General features: G+C 58.2%; 25 protein-coding genes. 10 read left to right on the forward strand and 15 right to left on the reverse strand.

Annotated elements, in window-relative coordinates; all coding sequences use genetic code 11:
* Window positions 1-154 precede the first annotated feature (154 nt).
* Genes pilB through HG264_RS09195 form a run of 6 tightly spaced genes read left to right on the forward strand, consistent with a single transcriptional unit; the run spans window position 155 to window position 5,761 of the window.
* Entirely contained in the window at window positions 155-1,858 is a 1,704-nt protein-coding gene (gene pilB, locus HG264_RS09170) for a type IV-A pilus assembly ATPase PilB (protein WP_169407374.1), read from the forward strand.
* A gap of 3 nt (window positions 1,859-1,861) precedes the next feature.
* A complete protein-coding gene (locus tag HG264_RS09175; RefSeq protein ID WP_169407375.1) occupies window positions 1,862-3,127 on the forward strand; it encodes a type II secretion system F family protein in 1,266 nt (421 codons plus the stop codon).
* Window positions 3,128-3,130: 3 nt separating this feature from the next.
* Window positions 3,131-4,003 (forward strand): A24 family peptidase, encoded by an 873-nt coding sequence (locus tag HG264_RS09180; RefSeq protein ID WP_169407376.1) that lies wholly within the window; start codon window positions 3,131-3,133, stop codon window positions 4,001-4,003.
* Window position 4,004: 1 nt separating this feature from the next.
* Window positions 4,005-4,610: a dephospho-CoA kinase gene (gene coaE / locus HG264_RS09185; RefSeq protein ID WP_169407377.1), complete on the forward strand. Its 606-nt coding sequence runs from the start codon at window positions 4,005-4,007 to the stop codon at window positions 4,608-4,610.
* The gene (gene yacG, locus HG264_RS09190) at window positions 4,607-4,798 is read left to right on the forward strand and encodes a DNA gyrase inhibitor YacG (protein WP_150303146.1); all 192 of its coding nucleotides are present in this window, start codon (window positions 4,607-4,609) and stop codon (window positions 4,796-4,798) included. Before coaE ends, yacG begins: the two co-directional genes overlap by 4 nt.
* Window positions 4,799-4,816: 18 nt before the next feature.
* Window positions 4,817-5,761, forward strand: a complete 945-nt coding sequence (locus tag HG264_RS09195; RefSeq protein WP_169407378.1) for a Nudix family hydrolase — start codon at window positions 4,817-4,819, stop codon at window positions 5,759-5,761.
* 243 nt (window positions 5,762-6,004) lie between these two features.
* On the opposite strand, the gene ispH is transcribed toward HG264_RS09195, so the two are convergent.
* From ispH to murJ, 6 genes are all read right to left on the reverse strand, one after another.
* Complete coding sequence (ispH, locus tag HG264_RS09200) at window positions 6,005-6,952, reverse strand: 4-hydroxy-3-methylbut-2-enyl diphosphate reductase (protein ID WP_169407379.1); 948 nt, start codon at window positions 6,950-6,952, stop codon at window positions 6,005-6,007.
* 30 nt (window positions 6,953-6,982) lie between these two features.
* Entirely contained in the window at window positions 6,983-7,420 is a 438-nt protein-coding gene (gene fkpB / locus HG264_RS09205; protein WP_169407380.1) for an FKBP-type peptidyl-prolyl cis-trans isomerase, read from the reverse strand.
* A gap of 167 nt (window positions 7,421-7,587) precedes the next feature.
* Window positions 7,588-8,082, reverse strand: coding sequence for a signal peptidase II (gene lspA, locus HG264_RS09210; RefSeq protein ID WP_169407381.1), 495 nt, complete (start codon window positions 8,080-8,082; stop codon window positions 7,588-7,590).
* Window positions 8,075-10,906: an isoleucine--tRNA ligase gene (gene ileS / locus HG264_RS09215; RefSeq protein WP_169407382.1), complete on the reverse strand. Its 2,832-nt coding sequence runs from the start codon at window positions 10,904-10,906 to the stop codon at window positions 8,075-8,077. The genes lspA and ileS overlap by 8 nt, the downstream gene beginning before the upstream one ends.
* 19 nt (window positions 10,907-10,925) lie before the next feature.
* A complete protein-coding gene (ribF, locus tag HG264_RS09220; RefSeq protein WP_169407383.1) occupies window positions 10,926-11,852 on the reverse strand; it encodes a bifunctional riboflavin kinase/FAD synthetase in 927 nt (308 codons plus the stop codon).
* A 569-nt stretch (window positions 11,853-12,421) separates the two neighbouring features.
* Window positions 12,422-13,990, reverse strand: a complete 1,569-nt coding sequence (murJ, locus tag HG264_RS09225; protein ID WP_169407384.1) for a murein biosynthesis integral membrane protein MurJ — start codon at window positions 13,988-13,990, stop codon at window positions 12,422-12,424.
* A gap of 218 nt (window positions 13,991-14,208) precedes the next feature.
* Here murJ and rpsT point away from each other — a divergent pair, with 218 nt between their 5' ends.
* Window positions 14,209-14,481 carry a 30S ribosomal protein S20 gene (rpsT, locus tag HG264_RS09230; protein ID WP_150299518.1) on the forward strand — a complete coding sequence of 91 codons (273 nt, stop codon included), beginning with the start codon at window positions 14,209-14,211 and terminating at the stop codon, window positions 14,479-14,481.
* A 140-nt stretch (window positions 14,482-14,621) separates the two neighbouring features.
* On the opposite strand, the gene proB is transcribed toward rpsT, so the two are convergent.
* The 4 genes from proB to rplU form a co-directional block, all read right to left on the reverse strand.
* Complete coding sequence (proB, locus tag HG264_RS09235) at window positions 14,622-15,740, reverse strand: glutamate 5-kinase (RefSeq protein WP_169407385.1); 1,119 nt, start codon at window positions 15,738-15,740, stop codon at window positions 14,622-14,624.
* Between the two features lie 51 nt (window positions 15,741-15,791).
* Window positions 15,792-17,003, reverse strand: coding sequence for an Obg family GTPase CgtA (cgtA, locus tag HG264_RS09240; protein ID WP_169407386.1), 1,212 nt, complete (start codon window positions 17,001-17,003; stop codon window positions 15,792-15,794).
* Window positions 17,004-17,100: 97 nt separating this feature from the next.
* Entirely contained in the window at window positions 17,101-17,358 is a 258-nt protein-coding gene (rpmA, locus tag HG264_RS09245; protein WP_096345154.1) for a 50S ribosomal protein L27, read from the reverse strand.
* A gap of 23 nt (window positions 17,359-17,381) precedes the next feature.
* Entirely contained in the window at window positions 17,382-17,693 is a 312-nt protein-coding gene (gene rplU, locus HG264_RS09250) for a 50S ribosomal protein L21 (protein ID WP_169407387.1), read from the reverse strand.
* Window positions 17,694-18,128: 435 nt separating this feature from the next.
* On the opposite strand from rplU, the gene HG264_RS09255 reads away from it, so the two are divergent.
* A complete protein-coding gene (locus HG264_RS09255) occupies window positions 18,129-19,097 on the forward strand; it encodes a polyprenyl synthetase family protein (protein ID WP_169407388.1) in 969 nt (322 codons plus the stop codon).
* A gap of 146 nt (window positions 19,098-19,243) precedes the next feature.
* Here HG264_RS09255 and HG264_RS09260 read toward each other — a convergent pair whose 3' ends face one another.
* The gene (locus HG264_RS09260; RefSeq protein WP_169407389.1) at window positions 19,244-19,858 is read right to left on the reverse strand and encodes an FKBP-type peptidyl-prolyl cis-trans isomerase; all 615 of its coding nucleotides are present in this window, start codon (window positions 19,856-19,858) and stop codon (window positions 19,244-19,246) included.
* Between the two features lie 197 nt (window positions 19,859-20,055).
* Between HG264_RS09260 and HG264_RS09265 the strand changes: the two genes are divergently transcribed.
* Both HG264_RS09265 and trmA read left to right on the forward strand, forming a co-directional pair.
* Window positions 20,056-21,348 (forward strand): NCS2 family permease, encoded by a 1,293-nt coding sequence (locus tag HG264_RS09265; protein WP_169407390.1) that lies wholly within the window; start codon window positions 20,056-20,058, stop codon window positions 21,346-21,348.
* Window positions 21,348-22,433, forward strand: a complete 1,086-nt coding sequence (gene trmA, locus HG264_RS09270) for a tRNA (uridine(54)-C5)-methyltransferase TrmA (RefSeq protein WP_169407391.1) — start codon at window positions 21,348-21,350, stop codon at window positions 22,431-22,433. The genes HG264_RS09265 and trmA overlap by 1 nt, the downstream gene beginning before the upstream one ends.
* A 73-nt stretch (window positions 22,434-22,506) precedes the next feature.
* On the opposite strand, the gene HG264_RS09275 is transcribed toward trmA, so the two are convergent.
* The 4 genes from HG264_RS09275 to pchA form a co-directional block, all read right to left on the reverse strand.
* Window positions 22,507-24,078, reverse strand: a complete 1,572-nt coding sequence (locus HG264_RS09275; protein WP_169407392.1) for an FAD-binding oxidoreductase — start codon at window positions 24,076-24,078, stop codon at window positions 22,507-22,509.
* A 13-nt stretch (window positions 24,079-24,091) separates the two neighbouring features.
* Window positions 24,092-24,781, reverse strand: a complete 690-nt coding sequence (locus HG264_RS09280) for a hypothetical protein (RefSeq protein ID WP_169407393.1) — start codon at window positions 24,779-24,781, stop codon at window positions 24,092-24,094.
* 10 nt (window positions 24,782-24,791) lie between these two features.
* A complete protein-coding gene (locus HG264_RS09285) occupies window positions 24,792-25,133 on the reverse strand; it encodes a cytochrome c (protein WP_169407394.1) in 342 nt (113 codons plus the stop codon).
* 76 nt (window positions 25,134-25,209) lie between these two features.
* Window positions 25,210-26,682 (reverse strand): 4-hydroxybenzaldehyde dehydrogenase, encoded by a 1,473-nt coding sequence (gene pchA, locus HG264_RS09290; protein ID WP_169407395.1) that lies wholly within the window; start codon window positions 26,680-26,682, stop codon window positions 25,210-25,212.
* Between the last annotated feature and the right edge of the window lie 220 nt (window positions 26,683-26,902).

Below are 26,902 nucleotides of genomic sequence, written 5' to 3' on the forward strand. Positions count from 1 at the left end.
AATTCCGACCAAACCTGACAATTAACGTCACCCCATCCCGCACGCCACCCAGCCGCTTTTCATCCCCCAACGGTGTCCACAGCTCTAAACCTGTAATATAGTCAGCCGATAACACGCTATACAGCCAACACAGCTCCGAGACCAATAGTCGCCTATGGATACCCCCGCGCTCTCTGGTCTGGCACGAAGGATCGTTCAGGATCAGTTGCTGGACGCAACCGTTGCCAGTAAGGCCAGCAAACAGGCCACGCTAGACAAGATTCCCCTCATTACCTATCTGGTGCAGAACAAGCTGGGCAATGCACGCGACCTGGCCATGGTCTGCGCCGAGGAATTCGGCTACCCGTTTTTTGATCTTGCGGTGCTGGACAAAGACCATCAGCCGCAGGATCTGGTCAGCGAGAAGCTGATTCGCCAGCACTGCGTGCTGCCTCTTTATAAGCGTGGCTCGCGCCTGTTCCTGGCCATGTCCGATCCGACAAACCAGCAGGCGTTGAGCGATATCCAGTTCAACACCGGCTTGATGACCGATGCGGTCATGGTTGAGGACGACAAGCTGCAGGCTGCGATCGAGAAGTATCTTGAAAGCCCGACTGGCGGGCTTGGGGATATGGATGATTCGGCGTTGGATGATCTGGACGTCGAGTCAGTCAACGATGATGACAAGCCCACGACCAGCGGCGGCGAGGCTGACGACGCGCCCATCGTGCGCTTCGTCAACAAGATGCTGCTGGACGCGGTACGCATGGGCTCATCGGACTTGCACTTCGAGCCCTATGAAAAACTTTATCGCGTACGCTTCCGTACTGACGGCATTCTGCACGAGGTCGCGAAACCTCCAGTGCAGCTGGGCGTGCGCATTGCGGCACGCTTGAAGGTGATGTCATCTATGGATATGGCCGAACGGCGCAAGCCGCAGGATGGCCGTATCAAGATGAAGATTTCACGCAACAAGTCCATCGACTTCCGGGTTAACACCCTGCCCACGCTCTGGGGCGAGAAGGTGGTTCTGCGTATTCTTGACGCCGAAAGCGCCAAGATGGGTATTGATGCGCTGGGGTATGAAGAAGACCAGAAGGAAATGTACCTCACCGCGCTGGCCAGACCCCAGGGCATGATTCTGGTAACGGGCCCGACCGGCTCGGGCAAGACGGTATCGCTGTACACCGGCCTGAATATTCTCAACACCATGGAGCGCAACATCTCCACCGCGGAAGATCCTGTCGAGATCAACCTTGAGGGTATCAACCAGGTCAACGTGAACCCCAAGCAGGGGCTGGATTTTGCCAAGGCGCTGCGCGCGTTTTTGCGTCAGGATCCGGACATCATCATGGTCGGGGAGATCCGTGACCTTGAAACGGCCGAAATCGCGATCAAGGCGGCGCAGACCGGTCACATGGTACTGTCCACGCTACACACCAACAGCGCAGCTGAGACTTTGACGCGTTTGCGCAATATGGGCGTGCCCTCGTTCAACATCGCCACATCCGTTAATCTGATCATCGCCCAGCGTCTGGCTCGGCGGCTGTGCAAGTCATGCAAGGCGCCCTTTGAAGTGCCTCGCGAGACGCTCATTGAGGAAGGCTTCAGCCCTGAAAAAATTGATGCAGGGTTGACTATTTACGGGCCGGTGGGTTGCGAAAACTGTAAAGACGGTTATAAAGGGCGTGTTGGTATTTATGAGGTAGTTAAGATTACGCCAGCCATGCAACGTATCATCATGGAAGACGGCAACTCTATTCAGATTTCAGACGTAGCCCAACAGGAAGGTTTCAGAAGCTTGCGCCAGTCGGCCCTGATGAAAGCAGAACAGGGCGTTACCAGTCTGGCGGAAGTTAACCGAGTGACAAAGGATTAAGTCATGGCTCAGCAAGCAGCAGCGCTAAAAAGGAAGCCGGCCCCGGCGAAGAAGAAGGTAAAAGAACCCAAGATCTACCCCTTCAAATGGGAGGGAAAGGATCGCAAGGGCACCAAGATTTCCGGCGAAATTCAGGGTTCGAACCCGGCCTTGATCAAGGCCCAGCTGCGCAAGCAGGGCATTCTCGTTACCAAGATCAACAAATCCTCCACTTTGTTCGGCAAACGTAGCAAAGCGATCAAGCCGCTTGATATCGCTTTTTTTACACGTCAGCTGGCGACCATGATGGAGTCCGGCGTACCGATTGTGCAGGCCTTCGAGATTATCGCCGAGGGCTCTGAAAATCCCAGCGTTGCGAAGCTTGTTACGACCATCAAGACAGATGTAGCTGCCGGTAATACGTTGGCGGACTCCCTGCGTCAGCATCCCAAATATTTCGACGACCTGTTCTGTAACCTGGTTGAGTCCGGTGAGCAGTCAGGCCGGCTGGAATCGCTGCTGGATCGGATCGCGACCTATAAGGAAAAGACCGAAGCACTCAAGGCCAAGATCAAGAAGGCCATGACCTATCCAATCGCGGTGGTTGTCGTTGCCATCGTGGTAACGGCTATCCTGCTGTTGAAGGTGGTTCCACAATTCAAGGAAGTGTTCTCCAGCTTCGGCGCCGAGCTGCCGGCCTTTACCCTCTTCGTTATCGGCTTGTCAGAATGGCTGCAGGACTGGTGGTTCATCATCCTGATAGGGCTTATTGCTCTGGGCTATGCATACACCCAGGTTAACCGACGATCGCTCAAGTTCCGGGACGCGCAGGACCGGGCATTACTCAAAGCCCCGATCGTCGGGAAGATCATCTACGAGGCAGCAGTGGCCCGTTACGCCCGCACCCTCTCAACCACCTTCGCCGCCGGTGTACCGCTTGTGGATGCGCTCGATTCGGTCGGTGGTGCGGTGGGGAACGTAGTGTTCCGCAACGCAGTGATGAAGGTAAAAGAAGATGTGTCAGCCGGTTCACAGCTGAACTTCTCCATGCGTACTACCAACGTGTTCCCTTCGCTCGCTGTGCAAATGGCTGGCATCGGTGAAGAATCCGGTAACCTCGACGGCATGCTTGAGAAGGTCGCGGACTATTACGAGGCCGAGGTGGATAACAAGGTCGACAACCTGACCACGCTGCTTGAGCCTCTGATCATGAGTGTTCTCGGCGTTCTGGTCGGCGGTCTGATCATCGCCATGTACCTGCCAATCTTCCAGCTGGGCTCTGTTGTCTAAAACATGACTCTTATCGATTACCTGGCCAGCCACGTGCTGGCCTTTGTTTTGCTCGCGGGACTGCTGGGTTTGGTGATCGGCAGTTTTCTCAACGTTGTGATACATCGCCTGCCCCGGATGATGGAGCGGGACTGGCGTATTCAGGCACGGGAAATTCTCGAGCCTGAGACGGAACACCCCGCTGAGCCCACTTATAATCTCGTTCTACCCCATTCCCACTGCCCCCATTGCCAGACCGAAATCAAAGCCTGGCAAAACGTGCCAGTGGTGAGCTATGTATTCCTGCGCGGCCGCTGCGCACAGTGCAAGACCCGGATCAGCCCGCGCTATCCGCTGGTTGAGCTGCTGACCGCGGTCCTATCAATGGTCGTTGCCTGGCAGCTTGGCTTCGGCTGGGCCGCGGCTGGCCTGATTTTCCTGACATGGGGCTTGATTGCCCTGAGCCTGATCGATGCCGACACCCAGTTGTTGCCTGATGTAATCGTTCTGCCGCTGTTATGGCTGGGGCTTATCGTTAACAGCTTCGGTGTCTATACCGACCTCAGCACCGCTCTGTGGGGTGCCGTGTTCGGCTACCTGAGCCTGTGGTCGGTGTACTGGCTGTTCAAACTGGTTACCGGCAAGGAAGGCATGGGTTACGGCGACTTCAAGCTGCTGGCCATGCTCGGCGCCTGGGGTGGCTGGCAAGTTCTGCCGCTCACCATTCTGCTTTCTTCTCTGGTGGGCGCAATCCTCGGCATCATCATCCTGAAATCCCGCGGCGATTCCAACGCGACCCCCCTGCCCTTCGGGCCCTATCTGGCGATTGCCGGGTGGATTGCCTTGATCTGGGGTGACACAATTACCGGCACCTATCTCAGATTCGCCGGATTATAGAATGATCATTGGATTGACCGGCGGCATCGGCAGCGGCAAAAGCGCCGCCGCCGACCGCTTCGCGCTGGCTCATGGTATTCACATTGTGGACGCGGACGTTAAGTCCCGCGTCGTCGTAGAGCCCGGCCGCCCCGCATTAAGCCAGATCGTGGACCGGTTCGGTCAGCATATGTTGCTAGAGGGCGGCTTCCTCAACCGCGCTGCGCTGCGTGAAGAGGTATTCAAAGCCCCCGAGCAGCGTATGTGGCTCGAGCAATTGCTACACCCTCTGATTCGCGACGAAATCATCAGCGACCTCGCCTCTGCTACCTCGCCTTACGCCTTGCTGGTCTCACCGCTGCTGGTAGAATCCGGCCAGTACCGGATGACGCAACGGGTGTTGGTTGTGGATGTGCCCGAAGAGATACAGATCGCCCGCACCCGGCAGCGCGATCAAGTATCAGAAGAACAGATCAAAGCCATCATGCAGGCGCAGGCGAGGCGCGATGATCGGTTGCTGCATGCCGATGATGTGATCACCAATGACAAGGACCTGGCCGCCCTGCACGCGCAAGTGGACGCGCTCCATCAACGCTACCTGGCAATCGCCGAAGGAGCCAGCTCATGACCCTGACCGTAGAATGCCCCACCTGCAAAGCACCCGTAACCTGGGATGACAGCTTTCCCGATCGCCCTTTCTGCTCGCATCGCTGCCGATTGATCGACCTCGGCGCCTGGGCCTCGGAGGAACACGCCATTCCCGGTAACGAGCTCGAACAGGATTTGTTCTCAGAGGATTTCCCTGAGCGGGATTAGTCTAAGGAAGCGCCATTAATGCGCCGTATTCACGTGATGGCTGCGGTCATCTGCAACGCCTCCGGCAAAATTCTTATAGCCAGACGACCCGACCATGCGCATCAGGGCGGCTTGTGGGAGTTTCCCGGAGGTAAGTTGGAAGACGGCGAAACACGCTTCGATGGCCTGCGCCGCGAGCTGCGTGAAGAGCTCGGAATCGAGGTAACCCAAGCACGCCCGCTGCTGGATATCCGTCATGACTATTCTGACAAGTCGGTGAGACTCGATGTGTGGCGGGTAACCGCTTTTGCAGGAGAAGCACACGGTGCAGAGGGTCAGCCTGTGCGTTGGGTGGATGCGGCTGAGCTCGATCAGTATCCCTTTCCAGAGGCCAATGTTCCCATCGTTGCCGCTGCACAGCTGCCGGAGCTGTATCTGGTGACGCCTGATGTGGCCAACCTGGAAACCTTGATCGAGGGGTTGGAGAACGCGCGTCAGCGTGGTATCCGGCTGATTCAGCTTCGGCAGACACATCTTGCGCCCGGTGAATATAGGATGTGGGCGGAGACGGTCCTGGAGCGCTTCGGGGCCGACTTTACGATCATGCTCAAAGGGAATCTGCCGCCATCAGTCACCAACGCCGGCTGGCACCTCACTGCCTCGCAATTACGTGATATGGCGGTGGCAGGTCGAGACCACGCCGAATTCAATGGTTGGCTGGCAGCGTCCTGTCACAACACCGAAGAACTGGAAATGGCGTCTCGGGTCGGGGTTGATTTCGTTACCCTTTCTCCGGTACTGCCTACGCAAACGCACCCTGATGCGAAGCCGCTTGGCTGGGATCGTGCTGCTGAGTTGATCGCGCAGGTGAATATGCCGGTGTATTTGCTCGGGGGGCTGGGCGCAGCGGATCTGGAGCGAACGTTTGAAGTGGGCGGTCAGGGTGTTGCGGGTATTCGCGGGATATGGGAGTTGCCTAGCTGAAAAGCAAATCCCCCTAGCCCCCTTTGTCAAAGGGGGAATTGGACTGTGCAGCCTAGTAGTTGGCGCATATAGCGACCCAAGATGTGTTTACAAGTCAAACGTAGAACTCGCCCGTGGCATCGAAGCTCGCCAAGTTCATCAAGCAAGCAGAAGGACACAGACAAGTCCCCCCTTTGACAAAGGGGGCTAGGGGGATTCAAGGTTTCGCCGTCATCTCAAAATCCAGATAGCCCAACACTCCCCCTACTGAACCTCCACCACCCGCAATTCCTTGGGCATGCTGAACACAACATTCTCCGGCCGGCCCTCTAGCTCCTGCGCATCCGTCGCACCCAGCGCATGCAGGTGATCGATCACCTGGCGTACCAGAATATCCGGCGCTGACGCACCCGCCGTAATGCCGATGCGCTTAACATTCTCCAACCATTCGGCACGGATCTCCTCCGCGCCATCTATCAGATGAGCCGGGGTACCCATGCGCTCTGACAGTTCACGCAAACGGTTGGAGTTGGAGCTGTTCGGGCTGCCGACTACCAGCACCAGATCAGACTCGGCGGCGAGTTGCTTAACTGCGTCCTGACGATTCTGCGTGGCATAGCAGATATCGTCCTTGCGCGGACCATCGATCGCCGGGAACCGCGCGCGCAAGGCGTCGATAACCTTGGCGGTGTCATCCATGGAGAGGGTTGTCTGGGTAACGAATGCCAGTTTTGACGGATCACGCACGTCCAGCTCGGCGACGTCGGTTTCATCCTCGACCAGATAAATCGCCCCACCCTTGCTGGTATCGTACTGCCCCATGGTGCCTTCGACCTCGGGATGCCCGGCATGCCCGATAAGGATGCATTCACGGCCGTCCCGGCTGTATTTGCTGACCTCAAGATGAACCTTGGTGACCAGCGGACAGGTCGCGTCAAACACTTTCAGGCCGCGTTTGTCGGCCTCCTGACGTACCGCCTGCGATACGCCGTGGGCGCTGAATATAACGATTACATCGTCGGGGACCTGATCCAGCTCTTCGACGAAGATCGCGCCGCGGTTACGGAGATCCTCCACCACGAACTTGTTGTGCACCACTTCATGACGCACGTAGATCGGCGGCCCGAAGACTTCCAAAGCGCGATTGACGATCTCGATGGCGCGGTCAACGCCGGCACAAAAGCCGCGGGGATTAGCCAGTTTGATCTGCATGGGAGCCTCGACGTAATGAATGCGTACAGGTTACGCGGGTTTTACTTCAATGATTTCGACATCAAACGTGATGGTCTTGCCTGCGAGCGGGTGATTGAAATCCACGTCGACTGTGGTCTCGTTGACCGTTTTCACCACACCTGGCAATTCACCCCCGGCAGCGTCCTGGAAGATCACCAGCAGGCCCGGCTCAAGCTCCATTTCATCAAACTGGCCGCGGGGCACGGTCTGGATGTTGAGCGGGTTGCCCGGTCCGAATCCACGCTCCGCTTCGATCTCAAAGGAGCGCTTATCGCCTGCCTTGAGCCCGAACAAGCTCTGCTCGAATCCCGGCAACAGGCTGCCATCGCCGACTTTGAACGTAGCGGGGGATTTGTCGACTGTTGAGTCAACCACTTCGCCGCTCGGTAGCTTGAGGGTGAAATGTAGCGTGACTTCAGTGTCTTGGCTGATGCGGATGTCGGTCATGGTTGTGTCTCTTGGTGGTGTGGCGGGGTTCGGTGTGGGCCTTGGGGTCCGCTGGAATCCCCCCCTGCCCCCCTTTTTCAAAGGGGGGAGTTGGTTCCGTGCTCATTAGCTGGTCCGGTGTTTTGTCTGATGAACCGATGGCACGCCCGAGTCGCGGCGATTACGGTTCAGTCAGACTTTTTCTCGGTCCTGAACATATCAAATATCAACAACGCAGCACCTACTGTAATCGCACTGTCAGCAACATTGAAAGCCGGAAAATACCAGCTGTCATGCCAGTGGACCAGTATGAAATCGACGACGTGTCCGTGGACGATTCGGTCGTAGAGGTTGCCGAGCGCTCCGCCTAGCACCAGTACCAGCGCCACCGACTCGATGGCCTTTTCTTTCGGGAGGCGCGCCAGCCAGACCAGCAGCATAACGCTCACGCCCACTGCGATGGCTATAAAAAACCAGCGCTGCCAACCACCGCCGTCAGCCAGAAAGCTGAAGGCGGCGCCGGTGTTAAAGGCCAGCGTGATCGCGAAGAAATTCTCGATCAGATGCACTTTCTGGTACGGAATTAGTCGGCCAGCGACGATCCACTTTGTCAGCAGATCGAGCGCTATTACTACTACTGCCAACCAGAGCCATACCAGCCCACTGCGCCGCCAATCAGGCATGCTCGCGCACCTCGCCCGGCCCTTCGATGTTGCTTACGCAGCGGCCACAGATTTCAGGGTGAGCTGCATGCTTGCCGACGTCAGCGAGGAAGTGCCAGCAGCGGGCGCACTTGCCATGCCCCGACTTGACCAGACTCAGTTTCAGGCCTGGCAGCTCGGTCTGGACAGCAGTGTCGCCTGCCTCGGACAGCGGCGCCAGATCGGCGCGTGAGGTGATGAGTACGAAGCGCAGCTCGTCGCCCAACTTCGCCAGACTGGTATGCAGCGCGTCATCAGCGAACAAGGTTACTTCGGCCTGCAGGTTGCCACCAATCACCTTGGCGTTACGCTGAGTCTCCATTTCCTTGTTAACGGCGACCTTGACCTCCATGACCTGCTCCCAGAACGCTCGGTCCAGAGACACGTCGGCAGGCATTTCGCTCAGCCCTTCATACCAGGTGTTGAGCATCACTGACTCGTTACGCTCACCCGGCAGGTACTGCCATAGTTCTTCAGCAGTGAAGGACAGGATGGGTGCGATCCAGCGGACCAACGCCTCTGCAATGTGATACATCGCCGTCTGACAGGACCGACGCGCTGTACTGTCGGCGCCTGTGGTGTATTGACGGTCCTTGATGATATCCAGATAGAAACCGCCCAACTCCTGAACGCAGAAGTTGTGCACTTTCTGGTAGACGTTCCAGAACTTGTAGGTGTCGTAGGCCTCGACAATTTCCTGCTGCAAGAGCAGCGCGCGATCGACCGCCCAGCGGTCCAGATCCAGCATTTGCTCCGGCACGAGCAAATGTTCCTTGGGATCGAACCCGTTCAGGTTGGAGAGCAGGAAGCGCGCGGTGTTGCGAATTCGGCGGTAGGCATCGGCGCTACGCTGAAGGATCTGCTTGGAGACCGCCATCTCACCGGAATAGTCCGTCGAGGACACCCACAGACGCAGAATATCAGCGCCCAGGCTGTCGTTGACCTCCTGCGGTGCGACCACATTGCCCAGCGATTTGGACATCTTGCGACCGTTCTCGTCGACAACAAAGCCGTGCGTCAGCAAGCCTTTGTAGGGAGCCTGGCCGTCGATGGCGCAACCAGTCAGCAAGGAAGAGTGGAACCAGCCACGATGTTGATCCGACCCTTCAAGATACAGGTCGGCACGCGGGCCTTGCTCGTGACCCATGGGGTGCGATCCGCGCATCACGTGCCAATGCGTGGTACCGGAATCGAACCAGACGTCCATGGTGTCGTTGATCTTCTCGTACTGTTCCGCCTCATCGCCTAGCAGCTCGGCAGCGTCGAGGCTGAACCAGGCTTCGATGCCTGCCTGCTCGACACGCTTGGCCACCTCTTCCATCAGCTCAACGGTACGCGGATGCAGTTCGCCGCTTTCCTTGTGCAGGAAGAACGGGATCGGCACGCCCCAGTTGCGCTGCCGCGAGATACACCAGTCCGGACGCCCGGCAATCATGCCGTGCAGACGCGCCTGCCCCCAGGCCGGGACAAACTGGGTCTGCTCAATCGCATCCAGGGCGCGGCGGCGCAGGGAGCTGCCGTCGCTGACGACCTTGTCCATGCCGACGAACCACTGAGCGGTTGCGCGATAGATCAGCGGCGTCTTGTGGCGCCAGCAGTGCATATAACTGTGCTGGATGGATTCGTGCTTGAGCAATGCGCCTTCTTCGCGCAGCTTTTCGACGATGGCCGGGTTAGCCTTCCAGATGAACTGACCGCCGAAGTACGGCAGATCGGCTACATAGACGCCATGACTCTGCACCGGGCTGAGAATGTCATCGTTTTCCATGCCGTAATGCTTGCAGGTCCGGAAGTCGTCCTCGCCGTAGGCAGGAGCGGAATGCACGATACCCGTACCGGATCCCGTTTCAACGTACTCCGCCAGATAGACCGGCGAGAACCGCTCGTATAGCGGATGACGGAAGCGGATATTCTCCAGCGCAGTGCCTTCGCAGCGGGCAATGATTTCGCCCTGCAGTTCGTAGCGCTGCAGGCAGGACTCAACCAGTTCTTCTGCCAGCACCAGCAATTTGTCGCCGGTATCAACCAGCGCATAGATGAAGTCGGGGTGGACGTTCAGCGCCTGGTTGGCCGGAATGGTCCAGGGGGTGGTGGTCCAGATGACGATGCTGGCCGGCTTGCTCAACGTAGCCTGACCGAAGGCGGCGGCTAGCTTGTCGGCGTCTTCCACTACAAAGGCGACATCGATGGCGTCGGACTGCTTGTCCTGATACTCGACCTCAGCTTCGGCGAGTGCCGAGCCACAGTCGAAGCACCAGTTCACAGGCTTCAGACCCTTGAATACAAAACCACCTTCAACCATCTTCGCCAGCGCGCGGATCTGTCCGGCTTCGTTGGGGAATTCCATGGTCTTGTAGGGACTTTTCCACTCACCCAGCACACCCAGGCGAACGAAGTCAGCCTTCTGCCCTTCGATCTGCTTGGCCGCATATTCACGGCTGCGCTCGCGGGTTTTGTCCGCAGGCTGATTCTTGCCGTAGGTGATTTCCACCTTGTGCTCGATCGGCAGACCATGACAGTCCCAGCCAGGCACGTAGGGCGCATCGAAGCCGGACAGCGTCTTGGACCGGACGATCATGTCCTTGATGATCTTATTGACCGCGTGGCCAATATGGATGCTGCCGTTGGCATAGGGCGGGCCATCGTGCAGCACGAACTGCGGACGACCCTGGCTGATCTCACGAATCTTCTGGTAGAGGTCAATGCTGTTCAGGCGCTCAAGGGTTTCCGGCTCGCGCACGGGCAAGCCAGCCTTCATTGGAAATGCCGTCTGGGGCAGGTTCAGCGTCGCTTTATAATCAGTCATTTAATCCACACTTGGTTCATCAAAGGCCCCATTGGGCCCGGGCGGCGGCAAGATCAGCCTGGATTGCCAATTTCAAGGCTTCCAGCGATTCGAATCGCTGTTCATCACGCAATTTTTCATGAAACACCACAGTCACGCGGCGGCCATAGAGATCACCATCGAAATCAAACAGGTGAACCTCAAGATGCGGCTGGCCATCGCCTTCTACCGTGGGACGGGTGCCGATATTGGCGACCCCTTTCTGAATCGTGCCGTCGAGCTCCATACTCACGCGGTAGACACCGTTCAGCGGCGCGCGCAGGCGCTTGAGCTGGACATTGGCGGTAGGCGAGCCGAGCTGGCGACCGAGCTTCTGGCCATGCAGAACACGACCGGTAATGCTGAACGGGCGGCCCAGCAAGCGCTCGGCCAACTGGAAGTCACCTTCTTCGAGTACCTGGCGCAACCGGGTGCTACTGATTCGCTCGCCGCTTTCGGCAACGGTATTGGTGGACTCGACGGAAAAGCCGTGTCGTTTGCCGCTTTCCTGCAGGAAGGCGAAATCGCCGGAACGGTCGCAGCCGAAGCGAAAATCGTCACCCACCTCCAGATGCCTTACACCTAGTCCGTCAACCAATACCTGCTGCACAAACTCTTCGGCGCTGAGTTCACGCAAGCGTCGATTGAAAGCGAGGCAGAGTACGCGATCGATGCCCTGCTCTTCGAACAGAGCGAGCTTGTCACGCAGACGGGTAAGACGGGGCGGCGCAGCCTGAGGCGCGAAATACTCACGCGGCTGTGGCTCGAATATCACCACACATCCGGGCAGACCAACCCGCTCCGAATGCGCGCGCAAGCGCTCGAGAATGGCCTGATGCCCGGCGTGCACACCATCGAAGTTACCGATTGTTACCACGCAACCCCGATGTCGGGGCCGCAGGTTATGTAGGCCGCGGACCAGTTCCATAATGCTCGTTGATTGGTAGAGAGATCAAAGCCGGAAAGTATACAGGCTTACACGGGTTTGCGTCATTGGCGACGGCAGGGGAATCAACGGCGTATGGAGGGCCGGGTTCCATCCCGGCCAGCGAGGTATCAGCCAACTCTTCTGGTCGAGGCGGAGCTCGACCCTCCATAGCGCGCTATATTTCTGCGGCTACGAGAGCCTTCAAGGCAGTGCTCACAACCCGACCCAAACCGCGGGGCGTCCTGCAGACGCCGTCAGGCCGAGGGCGACCTTCCTACGATGGACGGTGCAACCTTCGGATTCTTGAGCAGGAGGCGCGATCGGAGCGCCGAACCGTCACGGCGATCTGGCCGTAAGACCAGCGATTGAAAGCGCCGAATAGGCCGGCAATAAGGGATTTCAGATCAAGTTTGCATAACCCTACCCTAACCAGGGCGTCCTGCGGACGACTGCATGGATGCAGGAGTTAGAGCGACGCAGGAAGCCAAAGCCGACGCCATCACGGCGGCGGTTCGGCGTTCCGATCGCCCTCCTGCAAATTGGTCCGCGGATCAGGTTCTCACACGAGCTTACTGCCGCAAATGCCGCATGCGCATACCCGTCGCCACAAGCATGACGACGAACGCAACGATCCCGGCAACAACCAGAACAGCCATCTCCAATGCTTTCTGCTGCCACTCCCAGGCGAACCACTGCTCCACATCCGGGACCAGCCACAGCACAACGGCAGCCATGGCGATGCAGGCCAAAACCAGGCGAATACTGAAAGCCATCCAGCCCGGCTGCGCCTGGAAAATGCCGGCCTTACGCAGCCCCCACCAGAGCAGTCCCGCGTTCAACAGCGCTGACAAAGAGGTAGCCAGGGCCAGACCCACATGCGCGAGCGGCCAGATGAGGATCAGGTTGAAGCCCATGTTGAAAACCATGCAGGTGACTGCAATCTTCACCGGCGTTTTCATATCCTGACGCGCGAAGAAACCGGGAGCCAGCACCTTGATCAGCATGAAGGTCATGACACCCAGCGCATAGGCACGCAGGGCTGCAGCGGCCTGGACTACGTCCCGCTCGGTCATCGCACCGTAATGAAACAACGTGGCGATCAGTGGCTCGGCGAGTAGCAAAAGCGCCAGCGCAGCCGGCACACCGACAAGCAGCACCATGCGGACCGCCCAATCCAGTGTTTTAGCAAACGCCTTGGGATCGTCTCCGGCATGCTGGCGAGACAAGGCCGGAAGAATGACCGTACCGATAGCTATACCGAAGGCACCCAGCGGCAGCTCAGACAGCCGATCCGCGTAATACAGCCAGGAGATACTGCCGGTCTCGAGGAAGGATGCCAGCACCGTATCCAATAAAAGGTTTATCTGGCTGACCGATACGCCGAACAAGGCCGGCAGCATCAGCGTCATGATGCGCTTTACGCCTTCATCCTTGCGGTTCGGCTTTGGTACTGGAAGGAGCCGTATCTGCGCCAGAAAAGGCAGCTGAAACAAGAGCTGCGCCACGCCAGCAATAAACACGCCCCACGCCAACGCCATGATCGGTTGATCAAAATATGGCGTCAGGAATAGCGTTGCGCTGATCATGCTCAGGTTCAGCAGCACCGGAGTAAAGGCCGGCACCGCAAAGCGTCCGTAGCTGTTCAGAATCGAGCCACACAACGCTGTCATCGAGATCAAGAGCAGGTAAGGAAAGGTGATGCGCAGCATATCCGCTGCGAGCCCCAGCTTTTCTGCGTCGTCATGAAAGCCCGGCGCAAACAGGGTAATCAACAATGGCGCACCCGCCACTCCCACAGCCGTGATAGCCACCAACGTGATCCCCAGCGTCCCGGCCACGCGATCAACCAGCTGCTTCACTTCAGCAAGACTGCGCCTGGAGCGGTATTCAGAAAGAACCGGAACGAACGCCTGGTTAAATGCCCCTTCAGCGAACAAGCGGCGCATGAAGTTGGGAATTTTGAAGGCGATAAAGAAAGCGTCAGCTTCTGACTGAGAACCAAAATACGCCGCAACGACCACGTCGCGCACCATCCCCAGCACCCGCGACAACATGGTCATGATGCTGACGACCATGCCCGAACGCAGCAAACTAGGGGCCTTGGGAACGGGAGCGACTGGTGGAGTGGTATCTGTCATGGAGCGCGGCGCCGAATAAAAGCGCGATCATAGCGTTCGAACGGCCGCCATGCGAGCGAACAAAACCTGACATTCGTTGCGTACTGGATGTACAATGCGCGACTTCCCGATCTGGCACCTCAGAGCGCCTGGCGGGTCTTGACAATCCAGTAGGGCAGCGGCATAGTACGCGGCCTTATTTATACCTTATTCATCCAGATTTTCTGAGGAGCACGACGGTGGCCAACTCACCTCAAGCCAAGAAACGCGCCAAGCAGGCCGAGAAGCGCCGCACTCACAATGCAAGCCTGCGCTCCATGGTCCGTACTTACATCAAGAACGTCGTCAAGGCAATTGACGCCAAGGATCTTGAGAAAGCACAAAGCGCCTACACTGCAGCTGTCCCGGTTATTGACCGCATGGCTGACAAGGGCATCATCAACAAGAACAAGGCCGCTCGCCACAAGAGCCGCCTGAACGCACACATCAAGGCAATGGCTACGGCCGCTTGATCAGCGTTACTTGTTGACGAAAAAACCGGCTCACTGAGCCGGTTTTTTTATGGACGCCTGGTTACTTCAGAATCTTATGCAATGCCGGATAAACCGCAACGCGACCCAAAGCTAATGCGGCTTACCCTTGGTATGCCCGCCTATACCAGCACCAGGTTATCCCGATGGACCAATTCAGGCTCGTCGATATAACCGAGAAGCTGCTGCACCGAGTCCGTGCACTGACCAATGATCCTGGCAGCATCCTGAGAACTGTAATTGACCAACCCTCGGGCGACCTCGCGGCCATCCGGCCCGACGCATACCACCATCTCACCCCGACGGAAGTTACCCTCTACCGCCATAACACCCACCGGCAGCAAACTCCGCCGCCCCGACGTCAGCGCAGCAACCGCGCCCTCGTCGATCAATAGACGGCCACGGGTCTGAAGATGCCCGGCTAACCACTGCTTACGCGCAGCCAGCATGCCTTTTTCCGGACGCAGCAGAGTACCCAGCTCCTCACCCGCCTGCAGACGCTCTATTACACGTTCAATGCGCCCGCCCACGATAACGGTACCGGCACCGGAGCGCGCTGCCAGCCGCGCAGCACGCAACTTGGTCTGCATGCCGCCACGCCCGAGCGCGCCAGCACTGCCACCTGCCATGGCGTCCAGCTTGGGATCATCGGCCATCGCCTCTGCGATCAGCTGAGCACTGGGATCCGCGCTCGGATCAGCAGTAAAAAGCCCGTCGCGATCAGTCAGAATGACCAGCAGATCCGCCTCAACCAGATTGGTCACCAGGGCGCCAAGCGTGTCGTTGTCACCGAAACGGATTTCGTCGGTGACAACGGTGTCGTTTTCGTTGATCACAGGAATTACGCCCAGATCCAGCAGGGCGCGCAACGTGCTACGGGCGTTGAGATAGCGCTTGCGATCCGACAAGTCATCATGCGTCAGCAGCACCTGAGCGGTCGACAGACCGTGCGCCTGAAAGCTCGACTCCCATGCCTGCACCAACCCCATCTGACCAATTGCCGCCGCAGCCTGCATTTGGTGGATTGTACGCGGCCGCTCAGTCCAGCCCAGACGGCTCATACCTGCCGCTACTGCGCCCGAGGACACCAGCACCAGCTCCGCCCCATTCTTGCGCAAGGCGACCAGCTGATCGACCCAGACCGCCATGGCGTTCTGGTCGAGACCTCGACCATCGCCAGTCAACAAGGCACTTCCAATCTTGACCACCCAACGTCGCGCGTCGGCTACCTTCTGTCGCATGCTGCTTTTTCCGTTGTGAACAGAGAAGAAGCTGCCGAAGCAGCTTCCAAATTAACGCACGTAGATGATTTCCGCCCCGTCCTCGTCGTCTTCATCATCATCGTCGTCATCTTCATCCTCACGCGCCTTGAGACCCTGCTTGCGCAGAGCACGCCGGTCGTCAAGGGACTGAATATGAGCGCGCGCTTCCTCTTCGATCGCCTTGTCCAGCTCGGCCATCTCTGCGACATATTCCTCGTCGTCTTCCAGGCGACGCGTCCGCTCATCCAGCCAGTTCATGACGGCTTTGGCCAGCTCTTCAGTACCCTGACGCTCCGCAGCGGAAATCACGAACACCGGACCTTCCCACTCCAGACGCTCGACAACATCATCAAGAATTGCCTGCTGCTCGTCTTCCAGAAGCTGGTCAGCCTTGTTCAACACCAGCCACCGCTCGCGTAGCGTCAGCGAAGGACTGAACTTACCAAGCTCATGGATGATTGTCTCCACGGCTTCAACCGGATCACTCTGATCCATAGGCGCCATATCAACCAGATGCAACAACAGCCGGGTACGCGACAGATGCTTGAGGAAACGCGTACCCAGGCCCGCACCTTCCGCCGCTCCGGCAATAACGCCCGGGATGTCAGCGATTACGAAACTGCGCATACGGCCAACATCCACCACACCCAGGTTTGGCACCATGGTGGTGAAGGGATAATCCGCGACCTTTGGCTTTGCTGCAGAGACAGCCCGAATCAGTGTACTCTTGCCCGCATTAGGCAAACCGAGCAAGCCCACGTCAGCCAGCACCTTGAGCTCAAGCTTGAGATCACGCTGCTCACCGAGACTGCCCTGACTGGTCTGGCGCGGAGCACGATTCACACTGGATTTGTAACGCGTGTTGCCCAGCCCGTGAAAACCACCCTGCGCCACCAGCAGCCGCTGGCCGGGCTCGGTCAGATCACCAATGATTTCCTGGGTGCCGGCATCGATGACCGTGGTACCGATCGGCACGGGGAGAACCATGTCCTCACCCTTGGCACCGGTACAATCGCTCCCCCGGCCGTTCTCGCCGCGCTTGGCATTGAAGCGGCGGGTATAGCGATAATCGACCAGAGTGTTGCAGTTGTCCGCGACCTCTAGATAGATCGAACCGCCATCCCCACCATCACCACCGTCAGGCCCGCCCTTGGGAATGAATTTTTCCCGGCGGAAGCTCATGCAACCATTACCCCCATCCCCGGCCTTGACCGTGATGGATACCTCATCAACAAATTTCATCTTGCTCCCTCCCTGACGGGATGGGTGGAATTAAGGAATCAAGCTACAAACAAAAAAGCCCCGTCGCAAGACAGGGCTTTTTCGAACCAGAGCTATATCAGGCTTCTACGACATTCACGTAGCGACGACCGAATTTGCCCTTCACTTCGAACTTGATCACGCCAGCCGCTTTAGCAAACAGGGTGTGATCCTTGCCCATGCCGACGTTCTTGCCGGGATGGAATTCAGTGCCACGCTGGCGAACAATGATATTGCCAGGAATGATGGACTGACCGCCGTACATTTTAACGCCAAGGCGTTTGGATTCTGAATCGCGACCATTGCGCGTGGAACCGCCTGCTTTTTTGTGTGCCATGGGTAACTATCTCCTCTATGGGCTTAGGCAGAGATGCCGGTAATTTTGATTTCGGTGAACCACTGACGGTGGCCCTGACGCTTCATGTGATGCTTACGACGGCGGAACTTGATGATGCGGACCTTATCGCCACGACCGTGGGAGTTGATCTCGGCAGTCACCTTGGCACCATCAACAACCGGCGCACCAATCTTGACGTCGTCACCGTTACCTACCAGCAATACGCGGTCGAACTCGATAGTTGCACCGGTTTCGCCTTCCAGCTTTTCGACTCTGAGGTATTCACCTTCGGCGACTTTGTACTGCTTGCCACCGGTAACAATCACTGCGTACATGTTGCTTTCTCCGTAATCCTGCTCACCCGGCGCTTGGGTATAATCGTTAGTGGCCGGCATGGCTGCAAGTGAACCCGCCTATCGGGCCCGACCTTGCCATTGTCAAAACAGGGATGCTGTAAATCGGGTTTTCAGGGGCGGGGATTCTACGCAAATGCGACGCTGCGGGCAAGCTTTACCTTACCTGGAGAAGACGCCGGTAATAGCAGTCACGCATGCACAGGCTTTGCCTCGAATCCAACATCCATCGGCACATCCATGACGCAACTATAAAAGCTGCTCGCCAAAAGGAGCTCGTCGCACATCCTGCCGTGTTTGTTACGCATTTTCAAACGCAACGGGTGACGCCAGAACCCCCATTCCCAGCCGCTTTTCTTGACAGCACAAAGCCTGCCGCCTAGCATGCCGCGCAACACACCACAAAGCGTGCAGTCAATGACAACCCTGCCTTTTTACACTGCGGTCACGGAAGATTTTGAAGCCGTCAATCAACTGATAATGCGTCAGTTGCAGTCACGTGTCCCGCTGGTGGAAAAGATCGGCAGCTATATCATCAGCGCCGGTGGCAAGCGCCTGCGGCCCCTGGTAGTCCTGTTGTCGGCGCGCGCCTGCGGCATGAAAGATCCCCGCCAGCATAGCCTGGCTACCATCATTGAGTTTCTGCATACCGCCACGCTGCTGCATGACGACGTTGTTGATACCTCCGATCTGCGACGTGGCCGCTCTACTGCGAATGCGCTTTGGGGCAATGCGCCGAGCGTTCTGGTCGGTGACTTCCTGTTTACCCGCGCCTTCGAGCTCATGGTCGAGATGGGCGATATGGAAATCATGCGGGTATTGGCCAACGCTACTAATGTGGTTGCCGAAGGCGAAGTATTACAACTGACCAAGGTGCGCGACGCCAACACCGACGAAGCAACCTATATGAAGGTCATTCGCAGCAAGACTGCAATGCTGTTCGAGGCCTCATCCCATACCGGCGCCATGCTCGCCGGCGCATCCGCCGCACAGACAGAAGCCCTGCGTCGCTATGGAGACGCTCTGGGTATCGCTTTCCAGTTGATCGATGATTTGCTGGACTACAGCGGAGACGCGGAAGCCATGGGCAAGAACGTGGGCGATGATCTGGCCGAAGGGAAGCCCACCCTCCCCCTGATCTACACCATGCGCGAAGGCACCGAAGCGCAGGCGCAGCTGGTCAGAAAAGCGATTCAAAAAGGCGGTGCGGACGAAATCGAAGCGATTCAAGCAGCAGTACGCGCAAGCGGCGCGCTTGAATATACGGAAAAGCTGGCCCGCAAGATGAGCGAAGAAGCTGTCGAGCTGCTGCAAGTCCTGCCTGAATCCGAATTCAAGGACGCTCTGGAGCAACTTGCACGCTTCGCCGTTGACCGGAAGTACTAAGCCTCGCCCCGTCTCCGCACAGCATACTGATCCGTCAGACACTCATACGAATCACCGCTGCACGGACAGCCCCCTCTTTGAAAAAAAGGGGGCTAGAGGGGATTCAGCGCGGTTCAACCACCGCATCATCATCCCCGCCACATCCCTCAGAGCACCTTCAACAGTTCAATATCAAACACCAGCGTGCTGTGCGGCGGAATGCTGCCCGCAGCGCGCGCGCCGTACGCCAGCTCGGAAGGAATGTACAAGCGCCACTTCGCCCCTTCTTTCATCAGCTGCAGCGCCTCGGTCCACCCTGCAATGACACCACCTACCGGGAATTCGGCTGGCTGACCACGCTTGTAGGAGCTGTCGAAGACTTCACCACTGATCAAGGTGCCTTCGTAATGCGTCTGCACTGTTGAGCTGGCATCCGGCGTAGCACCAGTGCCTTCGTTGATGACCTCATATTGCAGACCGGAAGGCAGCGTGACGACGCCTTCCCGTTGTGCGTTCTGCTGCAGATAATCCGCCCCGGCCTGACCAGCGGCGCGAGCCGCCTCTTCTGCCACGACAGCCATCTTTTGCTGTAAACCCTGGAACGCAGTCTGCATGGTCTCTTCATCGACCGGGCTGGGCTGCTGATTGAACGCGTCACGCAGGCCGGCGAGCACCAGATTGATATCCAGATCCGGGATGCCGCTGGATACCAGTTGATCGCCCATCTGGCGGCCTATGCCATAGCTGACACGCTGTTCGTCGGTATTGATTTCGTTGCTCATGGCTGTCTCCGCCGGTTGATTAGCCGTAAAGCCTGACATAATCCGCATTCGAATTCACCCGCCGGTGAAGCGCAGGAATCACCGTGCAGCACCCGAAATCCAGACAGCCAGGCTGCTCAACCGGCCGTTTTGTTTCTGTATCGCATCCAACTAGGATAAAATGCCGCGTTTTCGGCCCCACCTAACCGAGACATCCCATGCTGGAAAAGCTGTTCCACCTCAAAGCCCACGGCACCACGGTTCGCACTGAAATCCTCGCCGGCGTAACCACCTTCCTGACCATGGCGTACATCGTCTTCGTCAACCCGATGATGATGGCCGACGCCGGTATTGATCCGGGCGCCGCCTTCGTGGCGACCTGTCTGGCCGCAGCGATTGGCTCGCTGATCATGGGTCTCTGGGCCAACTACCCGATTGCGCTCGCACCGGGCATGGGGCTGAACGCATTCTTCAGCTATACCGTCGTTGGCTCCATGGGCTACAGCTGGCAGGTCGCGCTTGGCGCGGTATTTATCTCCGGCTTTCTGTTCTTCCTGCTGAGCATCTTCAAGGTCCGTGAATGGATCATCAACAGCATTCCAATGCCGCTACGTTCAGCGATCGCAGCCGGTATCGGGCTATTTCTGGCATTGATCGCGCTGAAAAATGCAGGCTTCGTGGTTGACCATCCGGCTACGCTCGTCACGCTTGGCGATCTTGGCCAGCCAGCGCCACTATTGGCTGCACTGGGCTTCGCAATCATCGTTGCACTGTCCTACCGCAAGGTCACCGGCGCGGTAATGATCGGAATCTTGTTCATAACCGGCATCAGTCTGCTCTCCGGACTTTCCGAAACCAGCGGCTTGATGTCAGCACCACCCAGCCTGGCGCCTACGTTCATGGAACTGGATCTGCGCGGCGCGCTGGATATCGGCCTGGTCAGCGTCATTTTTGCCTTTCTGTTTGTGGATCTGTTCGATACATCGGGAACGCTTATCGGCGTGGCGCAACGCGCCGGGCTGGTTGACGAAAAGGGTAACCTGCCGCGCCTCGGCCGCGCACTGATGGCGGACAGCACGGCCACCATGGCCGGCTCGGTGCTCGGTACATCAACCACTACCAGCTATGTCGAATCAACAGCCGGGACGGCGGTTGGCGGCCGTACCGGTATGACGGCCTGCGTTGTCGCTCTGCTGTTCCTGCTCTGCCTGTTCTTTTCGCCCTTGGCAGGTGCCGTTCCAGCTTTTGCAACCGCACCGGCTTTGCTCTTTGTCGCTGTATTGATGACTGGCGGCCTGGTACAGGTTGACTGGGAAGATCTGACCGAAGCCGCGCCAGTCGTGATCACCGCTCTGGTGATGCCGCTGACCTTCTCCATCGCCAACGGTATCGCCCTCGGCTTTATCGCCTGGGTCGCGATCAAACTGCTAGCCGGACGGCATCGGGATCTGAATCTCAGCCTGTATGCACTGGCCGGTCTGTTCGTCATCAAACTCGCGTTGTTCAGCTGATGGGCCTGCAATTTGATCCGGCCAATTACGACGAGCAGCTCGCCGCCAAGCGTCAGCGCCTGGTTGACCTGCTCGCGCCTTTCGCGGCACCTGAACCCCAGGTGTTCACCTCTCCGCTGGAGCATTTCCGGCTGCGTGCAGAGTTTCGCCTGTGGTATGAAAGTGGCGTTCCGCACTACGCCATGTTCGAGCAGGGTGACAACCGTAGACCGATCCTGATTGACCAGCTGCCGATCGCCAGCAAACGGATCAATGAATTGATGGGCCCGCTGCTGGAAGCCTGCACGGCCGACCCGGTGCTTGGCAAGAAACTCTTCCAGGTCGAGTTCCTCACCACGCTCACCAACGAAGCACTGATCACCCTTTGCTATCACCGGCCCATCGATGAGCAATGGGATGTGTCAGCACAGCGGCTTGCTGAAGAGCTCGGGATTCTGCTGATCGGACGCAGCCGCGGGCGCAAGCGCGTTTTGCAGCGCGACTACGTGCAGGAAGCGCTCAGCGTAGCCGGCCGCACCTGGCGCTATCAGCAGGTTGAGGGCGGCTTCACCCAGCCCAACGGCCAGGTAAATCAGCACATGTTGAGCTGGGCCGTTGAAGCCGCTGGCCAGAACGATGACGACCTGCTTGAACTCTATTGCGGCAACGGTAACTTCACCCTTCCGCTGTCTACCTGCTTCCGCCGGGTCATGGCGACGGAACTGGCCAAGCGTTCGGTGCATTCGGCTGTGGCTAACATGGAAGCCAACGGAGTCGAGAACGTAACCCTGGTGCGTCTGGCCAGTGAAGAGGTCACCGAGGCGCTGACCGGCGTACGCGAATTTCGCCGTCTGCGCGGCATCGAACTGAACGACTTCAACTTTGGGACGGTATTCGTCGACCCGCCGCGTGCCGGTCTTGATCCTGCCACGCTGGAACTGGTGAAGGGTTATAAGCGCATCCTGTATATCTCATGCAACCCCGAGACCCTCGCCGCCAACCTGGAAGAACTGAACGCAACGCACCGCATTACCCGCAGTGCATTGTTCGATCAGTTTCCTTATACACACCATATGGAATCAGGCGTGCTGCTGGAACGACGTTAGGTCTCCCGTTGGCAAGACGTACGAAAAAGGCAGCCCTGAGGCTGCCTTTTTCACTACTGCACTGATCCAAAGATCAGGCCTTCTTGTAGGTATCCAGATCGATACCCGAGCGGCCCGGCGCGAGAATATTATTCGGATCCAGGGCGCGCTTGATGGCGTGCTCCACGTCCCGCTTCACAGGACCGTAGCTGCGCGCAACACGCTCCTGGAAACGCGTATTCACGCGATACACCGCATAGCCTTCCTTCTCGAACTCATCCAGCAGCTCGTTGAAGCAGGCGTCCGCGCGCTTGGTCTCTTCCTCGTTGGTGCGGTCGTACAGCACGTCGATGACGTGGTGCATATCACGTGGCGCGACGATGAACTCCGCGACATAGTCTAGACCGTGCTTGTGCAGAATCTCCTTGGCCATGGCAGCCTGTTTTCTGCACTCACTGCCGCGCGCCTCACTGACGGGTGCGAACCACATAGAGCCGCCGCCACCGCGCCAGTTGTACAGGCCAAACTCCTGAAGATTCGGCACACCGGACATCAGCTCTGCGCGGTATTTGAAGGGCTGGGTGTCGCCGGCCTCTTCCTGGGTCACGATACGCCCCTTGCCGAGTTTCTTGAACGCGTCAGTGACGATCTTCCAGTCCACATCAACCTGTTCCTGGGTGCCGTATAGCGCAGCGTAAAGGTTCCAGGCACCCATGCCGGTATCGTCCTGCATCTTCTGCAGCACGTCATCGGGTGTATGACCCGGTTCAGTGGTGTACTGCGCACGGGTCAGGTGCGCGCTGCCGGCTTCCCACAAGACGTTAGCGATCACCACCGAATTGGGGATAGTGCCGGACATGCGCAGCGGACGCAGAATGTCGACGATTTCTACGATGTCCTCTTCCTTGTCGAAGATGACTTCGAAGGGCTTGAAGACCGGCGGCTTGGGCATCAGCCAGAAGCCCATCTTGGTGGTGATCCCATAGTTGGCCTGGGTGAACATGCCATCCAGCGTCGGCCCGTATCCCCATTTGAAGATCTGCCAGGTATTACTGCCCTCAACGCCACCCATACCGGTGCGATAGACGTCGCCATTGGCGAGGACTACTTCCATGCCGCACTGCATCATGAAGTGCTCACCATAAGGGGTGTAACCCACGCCACGGTCCATGGTATTGCCCACAGGGCCGGCAATCGCCGAGGGCGCGGAGAACGACAACATTACCGGCAGGTCGTTTTTCTGTATGTACTCGTACAGCTGCCCGTAGGTCACGCCCGGTTCAACCAGCGCGGTACACATTTCCGGGTCGATATTGATGATCTTGTTCATCTTTTTCAGATCAAGGATGACCTGCCCACGGGCAACCGGGGCTGCTGAACCGTAGCCGAAGTTGCGGCCTGTAGAGATGGTCCAGATCGGTATGCTGTGCTCGTTACAGATTTTCATCACGCCCTGAATCTGCTCGACGGTGGTTGCCGTCAGCGCGGCCGAGGGTGCATGCGCTGCATTTTCCACCGGCATCATGATCTTGTTATAGGGCACCAGCTGCTCGGCCTTTACCAGCACGTTTTCTTCGCCCAGCAGCGCGCGGAACTTCTCGACGGCCTTGTTGAATTCCTCCTGCACTACCCCTTTGGGCAATACAGCATTGTTTTGTTCAGACATTGATCAGACTCCTTCAGGCCTCGATCGAAAAAGAAACGTAGCTACCGGTGACAGGCATGCTTGCAGCAGGCGCGCGCGGGGATGAGAACTGTCGCGTGCCCAGCGAAGCCAGCAGGTATCCAACACTGCTCGCCCACTGTCCGGACTGGTTGCCTTTGCGCGACGTGGCGGCTAAATGGCGTGGCAGCGCGGCGCTGTTCTGCCGTTCCTCGCTGACACTGAAGCTCCCGCCACATGCATGCAGCTGACGCCCGAGCTGACGTGAACACCCTTCGGCTATATCGGTATTCAGCAAGCGATGACGCGAGTGCCCGTCTTCGGCGGTGTGCTGGCCCAACCACTGGATACGCGCACCTGCACTGCGCGCCACATCGACAACCAGCGCAGCAGAGGCATCATCCAGCAGCCCGATCACCCGCATCGGCTGAGCACTACGAAGCTGGCGTTCAAAATCCATTATGAAAGCAAGGTCGCTTCCGACTCGCTGAACATGCATCTGCGAGCCAAGCGCGGTCCCGGCACCGTGCAGGAAATCCGCTTCAGCTGCACCGCCATTTACCAGGACCAACGCCGGCATCGCGATCGCACTGCCGACGGGCGCAGCGGCACGACCGGCAAAGGCCTGAGCCGGACCACCCAGCGTCAGAGCAGCGGCGCTGCCAAGCGCCATGCCTTTCAATACAAAACGACGGTTTACGCTCATGACAGGCTCCTCACTGCTGAACTGCCGGCGCAGGGAGCGTCGACAGGTATTCAGCAACCTTGGCGATGGATTCGTCGTCGATGTAGGACGCAGGGAACGCGGGCATGGCATTGAAGCCGTTGCGCACAATCGCCTGGAGATAGACTGCCGGCAGTCCGCGACCCTCAAGAACCGGCCCCACGCCTACTTCGGGTTTATGGCAATGGCCACATACCCTCTCGTACAGATGCTCGCCGCTCTCCCACTGGCTCGCCTGCTGGGCTTGAGCCGCACTGGCCAGCACGGCACAGGGGAATACCACTCCGGCGACAAATATCCGTTTCGCAGCCGCGCCGCTCAATGGAAATGACATTTCATGCTCCAAATTCAATGTTCATGTTGTATTGCTGCGATCTCTCAGCCTGCGCCTGGGTGGGCCAGGTCTTAGGCTAGAAGGGGTAGCGGCGCGGCGAGTGTTGAACGGTGATCCAGTGATCAGTCGTGAACTCTTCGATCGCCCAATCACCGTTGAAACGTCCGAGCCCTGAATTCTTCTCGCCACCAAAGGGCGCGTTGGGTTCGTCGTTCACCGGCATATCGTTTACGTGAGTCATGCCCGCGCGGATGCCCTGCGCGAACTGCACGCCGCGGGATATGTCCTGGGTAAACACCGCACTGGAGAGCCCGTACTCGCTGCTATTCGCCAGCTCGAGCGCGTGATCGGCGTCCCGGGCGCTCTGAATACCGACCAGAGGGCCGAAGATCTCTTCACGGGCGATTTCCATATCCGGCGTCACGTTGCCGAATACATGGGGAGGCAGGACGTTGCCCTGCGCTTCGCTGCCGACCAGCTGCGTCGCGCCCTCTTCCAACGCTGTTGCGATCTTGGTCTTGAGGCCGTCCAGTTGCTTGGCATTAATCACCGGGCCGACTACTGTTTCAGGCTTCGACGGATCGCCGTAGCTCAGCGACTTGACGCGCTCGACGTAGCGACGGGTGAACTCTTCAACCAGCGGTGCCTCGACAATGATGCGGTTGATCGCCATGCAGATCTGGCCCTGGTGCAGGAATTTGCCGACGACGGCGGCGTTCACTGCGGCATCTATGTCGGCATCGGCCAGCACCACAAAGGGACTGTTGCCACCCAACTCCAGCGCAACGTGCTTGAGGTGTTCACCACCGCTGGCGATACGACCGATGTTGCGGCCCACCGGCGTCGAGCCTGTGAAGGAAATGAATGACGGCACCGGGTGCTCGACGAAGGCGTCACCGATCTCGGAACCCGCGCCGACTACGACGCTCAGCACGCCAGGGGGCAAACCGGCTTCCTCGAAGATATGCGCCAGCAGCAGCCCGCCGGTGATCGGGGTGTCACTGGCGGGCTTGATAACCACCGCATTACCCAGCGCCAGCGCCGGCGAGACCGAACGGGCGCTCAGGTGCAGCGGGAAATTCCACGGACTGATAACCCCCACCACGCCAAGCGGTGCGCGGTAAACACGACTTTCCTTGCCGGGCACATCGGAGGGCAGAATCCGGCCATGAACCCGGCCAGGCAGACTCGCGGACTCCAGCGTTATAGCGCGCGCGGAGCCCCACTCGATCTCGGCCTTGATGCGAGTACTACCCGCTTCGCGGATCAGCCAGCTGACAATCTCATCCTTGCGCTCATCAAAGATCTCGACGGCCCGGCGCATGATCTGGCCCCGAGTTGTAGGTCCCATTGCAGCCCATTCAACTTGCGCCTTCTGCGCTGCGCGATAGGCCTCATCAAGGTCGTCGCGGGTGGCCATCGGCAGGCTGAGCAGGGTTTTGCCGGTGTATGGGTCGGTGACATTCAGGTTTCTCCCGGACCGTCCTTCGCGCCATGTTCCGGCGATGGGCTGTAGTTCGAGTTTCTGGTAGGCAGGCTTGCTGGTCATGAAAGTCTCTCTCTGTTCTGAGCCCCTGAAATACGGCTGAACAGGTCGAAAAGACCTGCGCGTCAACAAAGGGGATTGGCAAGCTATTTCAAGTTTTATGCCACTTGGAGAATAGGCGACGATCCGCCGCAGGGCCATTTCATGGACCTCAATATCCAGGCCAGCCCAGGCCGCTCAGTGGATAAATTTCATCAAAGATGCATAATTCTGTGCTCAAACT

This window comes from Pseudomonas sp. gcc21 (assembly GCF_012844345.1).
In the GTDB taxonomy this organism is placed as follows: Bacteria; Pseudomonadota; Gammaproteobacteria; order Pseudomonadales; family Pseudomonadaceae; genus Halopseudomonas.

What these genes read in the sequence shown, in the direction of transcription:
- pilB (WP_169407374.1), top strand. Translation starts at nt 155, where the DNA reads ATGGATACCCCCGCGCTCTCTGGTCTGGCACGAAGGATCGTTCAGGAT.
- HG264_RS09175 (WP_169407375.1), top strand. Translation starts at nt 1,862, where the DNA reads ATGGCTCAGCAAGCAGCAGCGCTAAAAAGGAAGCCGGCCCCGGCGAAG.
- HG264_RS09180 (WP_169407376.1), top strand. Translation starts at nt 3,131, where the DNA reads ATGACTCTTATCGATTACCTGGCCAGCCACGTGCTGGCCTTTGTTTTG.
- coaE (WP_169407377.1), top strand. Translation starts at nt 4,005, where the DNA reads ATGATCATTGGATTGACCGGCGGCATCGGCAGCGGCAAAAGCGCCGCC.
- yacG (WP_150303146.1), top strand. Translation starts at nt 4,607, where the DNA reads ATGACCCTGACCGTAGAATGCCCCACCTGCAAAGCACCCGTAACCTGG.
- HG264_RS09195 (WP_169407378.1), top strand. Translation starts at nt 4,817, where the DNA reads ATGCGCCGTATTCACGTGATGGCTGCGGTCATCTGCAACGCCTCCGGC.
- ispH (WP_169407379.1), bottom strand. Translation starts at nt 6,952, where the DNA reads ATGCAGATCAAACTGGCTAATCCCCGCGGCTTTTGTGCCGGCGTTGAC.
- fkpB (WP_169407380.1), bottom strand. Translation starts at nt 7,420, where the DNA reads ATGACCGACATCCGCATCAGCCAAGACACTGAAGTCACGCTACATTTC.
- lspA (WP_169407381.1), bottom strand. Translation starts at nt 8,082, where the DNA reads ATGCCTGATTGGCGGCGCAGTGGGCTGGTATGGCTCTGGTTGGCAGTA.
- ileS (WP_169407382.1), bottom strand. Translation starts at nt 10,906, where the DNA reads ATGACTGATTATAAAGCGACGCTGAACCTGCCCCAGACGGCATTTCCA.
- ribF (WP_169407383.1), bottom strand. Translation starts at nt 11,852, where the DNA reads ATGGAACTGGTCCGCGGCCTACATAACCTGCGGCCCCGACATCGGGGT.
- murJ (WP_169407384.1), bottom strand. Translation starts at nt 13,990, where the DNA reads ATGACAGATACCACTCCACCAGTCGCTCCCGTTCCCAAGGCCCCTAGT.
- proB (WP_169407385.1), bottom strand. Translation starts at nt 15,740, where the DNA reads ATGCGACAGAAGGTAGCCGACGCGCGACGTTGGGTGGTCAAGATTGGA.
- cgtA (WP_169407386.1), bottom strand. Translation starts at nt 17,003, where the DNA reads ATGAAATTTGTTGATGAGGTATCCATCACGGTCAAGGCCGGGGATGGG.
- rpmA (WP_096345154.1), bottom strand. Translation starts at nt 17,358, where the DNA reads ATGGCACACAAAAAAGCAGGCGGTTCCACGCGCAATGGTCGCGATTCA.
- rplU (WP_169407387.1), bottom strand. Translation starts at nt 17,693, where the DNA reads ATGTACGCAGTGATTGTTACCGGTGGCAAGCAGTACAAAGTCGCCGAA.
- HG264_RS09255 (WP_169407388.1), top strand. Translation starts at nt 18,129, where the DNA reads ATGACAACCCTGCCTTTTTACACTGCGGTCACGGAAGATTTTGAAGCC.
- HG264_RS09260 (WP_169407389.1), bottom strand. Translation starts at nt 19,858, where the DNA reads ATGAGCAACGAAATCAATACCGACGAACAGCGTGTCAGCTATGGCATA.
- HG264_RS09265 (WP_169407390.1), top strand. Translation starts at nt 20,056, where the DNA reads ATGCTGGAAAAGCTGTTCCACCTCAAAGCCCACGGCACCACGGTTCGC.
- trmA (WP_169407391.1), top strand. Translation starts at nt 21,348, where the DNA reads ATGGGCCTGCAATTTGATCCGGCCAATTACGACGAGCAGCTCGCCGCC.
- HG264_RS09275 (WP_169407392.1), bottom strand. Translation starts at nt 24,078, where the DNA reads ATGTCTGAACAAAACAATGCTGTATTGCCCAAAGGGGTAGTGCAGGAG.
- HG264_RS09280 (WP_169407393.1), bottom strand. Translation starts at nt 24,781, where the DNA reads ATGAGCGTAAACCGTCGTTTTGTATTGAAAGGCATGGCGCTTGGCAGC.
- HG264_RS09285 (WP_169407394.1), bottom strand. Translation starts at nt 25,133, where the DNA reads ATGTCATTTCCATTGAGCGGCGCGGCTGCGAAACGGATATTTGTCGCC.
- pchA (WP_169407395.1), bottom strand. Translation starts at nt 26,682, where the DNA reads ATGACCAGCAAGCCTGCCTACCAGAAACTCGAACTACAGCCCATCGCC.